The 5,851-nt window shown below is 73.4% G+C and carries 2 protein-coding genes; both read left to right on the forward strand.

Features of this window, described 5'->3' with window-relative positions; genetic code table 11:
- On the forward strand, positions 1-4,188 hold a 4,188-nt coding region (locus ACIBX3_RS61020), incomplete at its 5' end, for an SDR family NAD(P)-dependent oxidoreductase (RefSeq protein ID WP_397129997.1).
- A 34-nt stretch (positions 4,189-4,222) separates the two neighbouring features.
- On the forward strand, positions 4,223-5,851 hold a 1,629-nt coding region (locus ACIBX3_RS61025), incomplete at its 3' end, for a type I polyketide synthase (RefSeq protein ID WP_397129998.1).

Below are 5,851 nucleotides of genomic sequence, written 5' to 3' on the forward strand. Positions count from 1 at the left end.
GCGATCGAGGAGGAGATCGCGAGTCTGCTGGCTCCGATCAGCCCGCGCGTGTGCGAGGTGCCGTGGTATTCGACCGTCCGTGAGACCTGGCTGGAGGGTACCGAAGTCGGCGCCGCGTACTGGTACGAGAACCTGCGGCGGACAGTGTGGCTGGAGCCGGCCGTGCGGGCGCTGATCGAGCAGGGCCACGGGTGGTTCGTGGAGGCCAGCGCGCACCCCGTGCTGACCATGGCCGTACAGGAGACGGCCGAGCAGGCCGGTCACGAGGTGGTGGCCTGCGGCACGCTGCGCCGCGACGACGGCGGCCTGCGCCGGTTGTGGACGAGCGCGGCCGAGCTGTGGGCGCACGGCGTGGCCGTCGACTGGACGCAGGCGCTGGCCACCGCCGACCCGGTGATCGTCGACTTGCCCACCTACGCCTTCCAGCACCAGCACTTCTGGCTCGAGGAGCGCAGCGGGAGCGCGGGCGACGTCGGCGCCGCCGGGGTCGGCGCGGCCGGACACCCCCTTCTCGGCGCGGCGGTCCCGCTGGCCGACGCCGACGGCGTGCTGCTGACCGGACGGCTCTCACTGAAGACGCACCCGTGGTTGGCCGATCACGCCGTCAACGGGCAGGTGATCCTGCCGGGAACGGCCTTCGTCGAGCTGGCCGTCAGAGCCGGCGACGAGGCCGGCTGCGACCTGCTGGAAGAGCTCACCCTCCAAGCCCCGCTCACCCTGCCCGAGCGCGGGGCGGTCCAGCTCCAGCTGGCCGTCGGCGCGCCGGAGGAGGACGGCAGGCGCCAGCTCGCCGTCCACGCCCGCCCCGACGGCGGGGGCTGCGAAGACCCGTGGACCTGCCACGCCATCGGCGTGCTCGCCCCGGGCACCACGGCGCCGCCTACGCAGGAGACGGTCGCCTGGCCGCCCGAGGGCGCCCAGCCGATCCCGCTCGAAGGCCTGTACGACTGGCTCGGCGCGGCCGGGCTCGGCTACGGCCCCCTCTTCCAGGGACTGAAGGCCGTGTGGCGGCGCGACGAGGAGCTGTTCGCCGAGGTCGCCCTGCCGGAGGGCACCGAGACCGGCGGATTCGGGCTGCACCCCGCGCTGCTGGACGCCGCGCTCCACACCATGGCGCTCAACGCGGCCACCGCCGAGGACGGGCCGCGCATGCCGTTCACCTGGACCGGCGTGCGGCTGCACGCGACGGGTGCGACCGCGATCCGCGTACGCCTCACGTCCCGCGACGCCGACCAGGTGACGCTCGCCGTGACCGACACCACCGGCGTGCCCGTCGCCGACGTGGGCTCGCTGATCCTGCGCCCGCTGCCCACCGACCTCGGCACCGAGACCCGCGCCGCGGCGGACGACTCGCTCTACACCCTCGAATGGGCCCCGGTCCCCGTCGGCGACCCCGCCGACGAGCAGCAGTGGGCGGTCATCGGCTCCTGGCCGGACTCGGCCGCGGCCGGGACCGACGCCGTGGCGCACGACACCCTGGCCGAACTTCTCGCCACCCGATCCGTGCCCGACTGGGTGGTCGTCCCGCTGGAGGGCCGGTCGGACGGCGACGTGGCCGCAGCGGTCCGCGATCGGACCTGCCGTGTGCTGGAGCTGCTGCAGATCTGGCAGGCCGAGGAGGACTTCCCGCACTCCAGGCTCGTCCTCCTCACCCACGGCGCGGTCGCGGCCACGGCGGACGAGGAGGTGGCCGGCCTGGCCGACGCCGCGATCTGGGGCCTGGTCAGGTCGGCGCAGTCGGAGACCCCCGACCGGGTCGTCATCGTCGACGTGGACGGCGACGCGGACTCGTACCGCATGCTGCCCGCCGCGCTGGCGGCGGGAGAGAACCAGCTCGCGATGCGGAAGGGCGCGGCCTACACACCCCGCCTGGCCCGCCCGGGAGCCGGCGGGGCGCTGGTCCCGCCCGCGGAGGCGGCGAACTGGCGGCTGGACGTCACCAGCCGCGGCACCCTCGACGACCTCGCGCTGCTGCCCGCGGCCACCGCGCCGCTCGCGCCCGGCCAGGTCCGCATCAGGACCGAAGCCATGGGGCTGAACTTCCGCGACGTGCTGATCGCCCTGGACATGTACCCGGGCGACGCGCCGATGGGCGGCGAGGGCGCAGGCGTGATCATCGAAGTGGCGGACGACGTCACCGCGTTCGCGCCGGGCGACCGGGTGATGGGCATCGTCGACGGCTTCGCCCGCCAGGCGGTCGCCGACCACCGGATGCTCGCCCGCGTCCCCGACGGCTGGTCGTTCGCCGAGGCGGCCTCGGTGCCGATCGCCTTCATCACCGCCTACCACGCCCTGGTCGACCTGGCCGGTCTCCAGGCCGGCGAATCGCTGCTGGTGCACGCCGCGGCGGGCGGGGTCGGCACGGCGGCCGTGCAGTTCGCGCAGCACTTGGGCGCCGAGGTCTACGGCACCGCCAGCGAGGGCAAATGGGACGCGGTACGCGAGCTCGGCGTGCCGGCCGACCGCATCGCCTCCTCCCGTACGCTGGAGTTCGCGCAGATCTTCAGCGGCGGCGTCGACGTCGTGCTCAACTCCCTCGCCGGCGAGTTCGTGGACGCCTCCCTGGGGCTGCTGCGGCCCGGCGGACGCTTCATCGAGATGGGCAAGACGGACGTACGAGACCCGGCCGAGCTGCCGTCGGTGCGGTACAGGAACTTCGACCTCACCCAGCTCGACCCCGCACGTACGGGCGAGATCCTCGCCGAGATCGTCGGCCTGTTCGCCGGCGGCGCGCTCCGGCTGCCGCCGATCCGCACCTGGGACGTCCGCCGCGCCCCCGACGCGTTCCGGCACGTCGCGCAGGCCCGCCACATCGGCAAGGTCGTGCTGACCGCGCCGCCTGCGCTGAACCCCGACGGCACCGTGCTCATCACCGGCGGCACCGGCGCGCTCGGCGCACTCGCCGCCCGGCGACTGATCACCGAACACGGCGTGCGGCACCTGGTCCTGGCCGGCCGGCGCGGCCCGGCCGCCGACGGCGCGGCGGCGCTGGAGAAGGAGCTGACCGGGCTGGGCGCCACCGTACGGGTCGTCGCCTGTGACGCCGCCGACCGCGACGCCCTCGCCGGGCTGCTCTCCGGGATCCCCGCCGAGCACCCGCTGACCGGGGTCATCAGCACGGCAGGCGTGCTCGACGACGGGATGATCTCCTCGCTCACCCCGGAGCGCGTCGAGGCCGTCATGCGCCCCAAGGTCGACGCGGCGGTCAACCTGCACGAGCTGACCGCCGATCTCGATCTGGCGCAGTTCGTCCTGTACTCGGGCGCCGCGGGCGTGCTCGGCAGCCCCGGGCAGGGCAACTACGCCGCGGCGAACACGTTCCTCGACGCGCTCGCCGCGCACCGCCGCGCCCGCGGGCTGGCGGCCACCTCCCTGGCCTGGGGCCTGTGGTCGCCGCAGAGCGGCAGCGGCATGACCGGCCACCTGGACGAGGCCGACCTGAGCAGGCTGAGCCGCTCCGGCATGGGCGCGCTCGCCCTCGACGAGGGCCTCGCCCTGTTCGACCGGGCGCTCGACCTGGACGAGGCGGGGCTCGTCCCGATCCACCTCGATCTCGCCACCTTGCGTGCCGGCGCAGCGAAGGGCTTCGGCCACCCGCTGTTCCGCGGCCTGGTACGGATCTCCGCCCGCCGCGTGCTGGTGGCCGAGACCCCGCAGGGCGACTCCCTCACCGACCGGCTGGCCGCCCTGCCCGAGGCAGAGCGCCTGCCGATGCTGCTCGACCTGGTACGCGGCCACGTGGCGGCAGTGCTCGGCTTCGCGGCACCCGAGGCGGTCGAACCCGCACGGGCGTTCAAGGAGATCGGCTTCGACTCGCTGACCGCCGTGGAGCTGCGTAACCGGCTCAAGACCGTCACCGGCCTGCGGCTGCCGGCGTCGCTGATCTTCGACTACCCGAACTCCGCCGCGCTGGCCGGGCACCTGCTGGAAGAGCTGGCGCCGCCCGCGCACAGCGCCGAGCAGCAGCTGCTGGCCGAGCTCGACCGCATCGAGGCCCAGCTGGCCGTCATGGCGGCGGAGACCGACACCGCCGGGGAGATCACCACCCGGCTCGAACGGCTGATCTTCTCCTGGAGAGAACGGCACCACGAGCCCGATCCCGCCGCCGGCAACGTGGCCGGCCAGCTCCAAGCGGCCACCGCCGACGAGATCATCAGTTTCATCGACAACGAGTTCGGACTCTCCTGAGCAGGCGTCACCGACGGCTAGGAAGGCAACACACATGGCGACAGAAGAGCAGCTCGTCGAATACCTGAAGCGCGTGACGACCGAGCTCCACGACAGCAAGAAGCGGCTGCAGGCGGCCGAGGACAAGGACCACGAGCCGATCGCCATCATCGGCATCGGGTGCCGCTACCCCGGGGACATCGACAGCCCCGAGGACATGTGGCGGGTCGTCTCCGGCCGGACCGATGCGATCTCCGGGCTCCCGGACGACCGCGGCTGGGATCTGGAGTCCGTGTACAACCCCGACCCCGACGCCTTCGGCACCTCCTATGTCAGGGAGGGCGGGTTCATGGGGAACGCCACGGAATTCGACGCGTCGTTCTTCGGGATCTCGCCGCGCGAGGCCACGGCCATGGACCCGCAGCAGCGGCTGCTGCTGGAGACGTCGTGGGAGGCCATCGAGCGGGCCGGCATCGACCCGGCGGCGCTGCACGGCAGCCGTACCGGGGTGTTCGTGGGCGCCAACAGCCCCGAATTCCTCACGATGATGACGCAGGCGCCGCCGGAGCTGCAGGGATACCTGATGACCGGCGTCGCCACCAGCGTGGTGTCCGGGCGCATCTCGTACACGCTGGGGCTGGAGGGTCCCGCCGTCACGATTGACACGGCCTGCTCGTCCTCCCTGGTCGCGCTGCACCTGGCCGTGCGGGCACTGCGGAACGGCGACTGCTCACTGGCGCTGGCCGGGGCCGTCGCCGTCCTGTCGACGCCCGGCGGGTTCATCGGCTTCAGCCGGATACGCGCGCTCGCCAAGGACGGGCGGTCCAAGGCGTTCTCCGCCGCGGCCGACGGCATGGCACTCGCGGAAGGCGCCGGCGTCCTGCTGGTGGAGCGGCTGTCGGACGCGCGCCGCAACGGGCACCCGGTGCTGGCGGTCGTCCGTGGCTCGGCGGTCAACCAGGACGGGGCGAGCAACGGGCTGACGGCTCCCAACGGTCCTTCGCAGCAGCGGGTGATCCGGCAGGCGCTCGCCGACGCCAGGCTCGCCCCCGTCCAGGTCGACGCCGTGGAGGCGCACGGCACGGGGACGCCGCTGGGTGACCCGATCGAGGCCCAGGCGATCATCGCCACCTACGGTCAGGACCGGTCCGAGGACCGGCCGCTCTGGCTCGGCTCGGTGAAGTCGAACATCGGTCACGCGCAGGCGGCGGCCGGGGTGGCCGGGATCATCAAGATGGTGATGGCCATGCGCCACGGCGTCCTGCCCGCCACCCTGCACGCCGACGAGCGCAGCCCGCACGTGGACTGGTCGGCGGGCGCGGTGGAGCTCCTGACCGAGCCCCGCCCCTGGCCCGCGGACACCGAACCGCGCCGGGCCGGCGTGTCGTCCTTCGGCATGAGCGGGACGAACGCGCATGTGGTGCTGGAAGAGGCTCCGTCGCAGGAGGATGAGCCCGGCCAGGGGTTGCCGGTGGTGCCGTGGGTGCTGTCGGCCAAGACGCGTGAGGGCGTTGCGGCGCAGGCCAGGCGGTTGGCGGAGTGGGTGCGGGCGCATCCTGAGCAGGATTCTGCCGATGTGGGTTGGTCGCTGGTGAAGGGCCGGTCGGTGTTTGATCATCGTGCGGTGGTGGTGGGTGGTGATCGGGAGGAGTTGCTGGCGGGGTTGGCTGAGCCGATCTCGGGT

The sequence above is a fragment of the Nonomuraea sp. NPDC049480 genome (genome assembly GCF_044465905.1).
GTDB lineage: Bacteria > Actinomycetota > Actinomycetes > Streptosporangiales > Streptosporangiaceae > Nonomuraea.